A 2,782-nucleotide genomic window follows, 5' to 3' on the forward strand; every position below is an offset into this window, starting at 1 on the left:
GCCGTGCTCGGCGGCCGTGCCTCGCTGCTGCCCGCCGGGATCACCCGGACCGAGGGCCAGTTCGACGCGGGCGACCCGGTGGAGCTGGTCGCGCCCGACGGCGTCGTCGTCGGGCGGGGGCTCGTCGCCTTCGACGCGAGCGACCTCCCGGCCCTGCTCGGCCGGTCCACGTACGCGCTGCGCGAGGAGCTGGGGGAGGGGTACGACCGCGTCGTCGTGCACCGGGACGATCTGGTGCTGGACCAGCCAAAGGCCTGACCAGCGCACGACCTGGGACCCCTAGCCCGGGCAGGTTCGACTTCGGTCGGTTGCACCGCGTGACCGGCAGTGTCCGTCCGCACCACGGAATCGACCTCGGCATCCGCCCGCACCCGACGTACTCTCGACGCATGACGATCGTGAGCCAGTTCGAGGCGACCCCTGCCGGAGGCGATTCCGCGGGAGCCGGCACCCCGCCGCCGTCGGGCACCACGAAGGTCACCGGCACGGAGGGCACGGGCACGGACGTCACCACCGCCGTGCACGACGTCGCCCGGCGCGCCAAGGTCGCCGCGCGCACGCTGGCCACGGCCAACCGCATGACCAAGGACGACGCCCTGGGCGCCGTCGCCGACGCCCTGGTGGCCGACGCGGACCGGATCGTCGCGGCCAACGCCGAGGACCTGGAGCGCGGCCGCGCGAACGGGATGACGGACGGTCTGCTGGACCGACTCGCCCTCACCCCCGAGCGGATCGCGCAGATCGCGGCCGCGCTGCGCGACGTCGCCGGGCTGCCCGACCCGGTCGGCGAGGTGGTGCGCGGGCAGACCCTGCCGAACGGCCTGCGCCTGCGCCAGGTCCGCGTCCCGATGGGCGTCGTCGGCATGATCTACGAGGCCCGCCCCAACGTGACCGTCGACGCCGCCGGCCTCGCCCTCAAGTCCGGGAACGCGGTGATCCTGCGCGGCGGCAGCGCCGCGGCGTCGTCCAACTCCGTGATCGTCGAGGTGATGCGCGGCGCGCTGGAGGCGCGCGGCCTGCCCGCCGACCTGGTCCAGTCCATCGACGCCTACGGCCGCGCCGGCGGCGTCGCGCTCATGCGCGCCCGCGGCCTCGTGGACGTGCTCATTCCTCGTGGCGGCGCCGACCTCATCCAGACGGTCGTGCGCGAGTCCCTGGTGCCCGTCATCGAGACCGGTGTCGGCAACGTGCACGTCTACGTGGACGCCACGGCCGACGTCGACATGGCGGTGGCGATCGTGATGAACGCCAAGACCCAGCGCGTCGGCGTGTGCAACGCGGCCGAGACGCTGCTCGTGCACGAGGACGCCGCCGCAGCCTTCCTCCCGGCGGCGCTCGCGGCGCTGTCCGACGCCGGCGTGGTGCTGCACGGTGACGCGGCAGCCCTGTCCTTTGCGCCCGCCGGAGCCACGGCCGTCCCTGCCACGGACGAGGACTGGGCAACGGAGTACCTGGCCCTGGAGCTGGGTGTCCGGGTGGTGCCGTCGCTGGACGAGGCGATCGAGCACATCCGCACCTGGTCCTCCGGGCACACGGAGGCGATCGTGACGCGGGACATCGCCGCGGCCGACCGGTTCGTGGCGGAGGTCGACTCCGCAGCGGTGATGGTGAACGCGTCGACCCGGTTCACCGACGGCGGCGAGCTCGGCCTCGGTGCCGAGATCGGCATCTCCACGCAAAAGCTGCATGCGCGCGGCCCCATGGGGCTGACGGAGCTCACCACCACCAAGTGGGTCGTCACGGGCGACGGTCACGTCAAGCCGTGACGGCTCGCTGGCGTCCGGGAGACCTCCGCAGGATCTCCTTGCGACCCAGTGCCGCGGTGTGCCCGCCGCAATTCGTCCGTGAGAGACTAAAGCCCACCTGAGCACGTTCGACTGGGAGGAACCACCCGTGCTGCACACCGCTGTCCTGGCCGCCGAGGCCGCCACGGAGCACGCCAACGAGCCGATCGCCCCGATCGCCCTCGGCCTGATCGCCTTCGGTGCGCTCGTCGCCGCGCTGCTCGTCACGTACGCGTTCCGCAACGTCGGCAACCGGCACTGAGCCGTCGAAACGGGAGCCTGACGACCAGATGAGCCCACGCACCGCATGAGTGCCCCCGCTGGGACCAGGCCGCGCATCGGGGTGATGGGCGGCACCTTCGACCCCATCCACCACGGTCACCTCGTCGCCGCCAGCGAAGCGGTCGCGCAGCTGGAGCTGGACGAGGTCGTCTTCGTTCCCACCGGCCGGCCGGGCTTCAAGCAGAAGCAGCGGGTCACTCCCGCGGAGCACCGCTATCTCATGACGGTGATCGCCACGGCGTCCAACCCCCGCTTCACGGTGAGCCGCGTGGACATCGACCGCGAAGGCCTCACCTACACGGTGGACACGCTCCGGGACCTGCGTAGGCAGCGCCCGGACGCGGACCTCTACTTCATCTCGGGAGCGGACGCCATCCAGCAGATTCTCTCGTGGAAGGATGCCGAGAAGCTGTGGGACATGGCACACTTCGTCGCTGTCACACGGCCTGGGCACATGCTCACCGTGGACGGGCTTCCTCGGGACGGCGTGACGACGCTCGAGGTCCCTGCACTAGCAATCTCCTCGACCGACTGTCGTCGTCGGGCCGAGGAGGGCTTGCCGGTCTGGTATCTGGTGCCCGACGGCGTGGTCCAGTACATCGCCAAGCACGGACTGTATCGAGGTCTTCACGATGAGTGACAACAAGGGTCGTCCCATGACGCGCCGCGAGATCCGCGAGCGTGAGGCCGCTGCGGCCGCCGCTGCCGGCAACGGT

General features: G+C 71.5%; 4 protein-coding genes. All 4 read left to right on the forward strand.

All coding sequences use genetic code 11. The features are described from left to right. On the forward strand, nucleotides 1-258 hold a 258-nt coding region (locus PROKR_RS37270), incomplete at its 5' end, for a PUA domain-containing protein (protein WP_036960672.1). A 131-nt stretch (nucleotides 259-389) separates the two neighbouring features. Next, nucleotides 390-1,766 (forward strand): glutamate-5-semialdehyde dehydrogenase, encoded by a 1,377-nt coding sequence (locus PROKR_RS06000; protein WP_245605723.1) that lies wholly within the window; start codon nucleotides 390-392, stop codon nucleotides 1,764-1,766. Between the two features lie 127 nt (nucleotides 1,767-1,893). After that, nucleotides 1,894-2,046, forward strand: coding sequence for a hypothetical protein (locus PROKR_RS34010; RefSeq protein WP_020013788.1), 153 nt, complete (start codon nucleotides 1,894-1,896; stop codon nucleotides 2,044-2,046). Nucleotides 2,047-2,091: 45 nt separating this feature from the next. Next, entirely contained in the window at nucleotides 2,092-2,706 is a 615-nt protein-coding gene (nadD, locus tag PROKR_RS06005) for a nicotinate-nucleotide adenylyltransferase (protein ID WP_036960659.1), read from the forward strand. The last annotated feature ends 76 nt before the right edge of the window (nucleotides 2,707-2,782 follow it).

It is taken from the genome of Promicromonospora kroppenstedtii DSM 19349 (assembly GCF_000515355.1).
GTDB classification, from domain to species: Bacteria; Actinomycetota; Actinomycetes; order Actinomycetales; family Cellulomonadaceae; genus Promicromonospora; species Promicromonospora kroppenstedtii.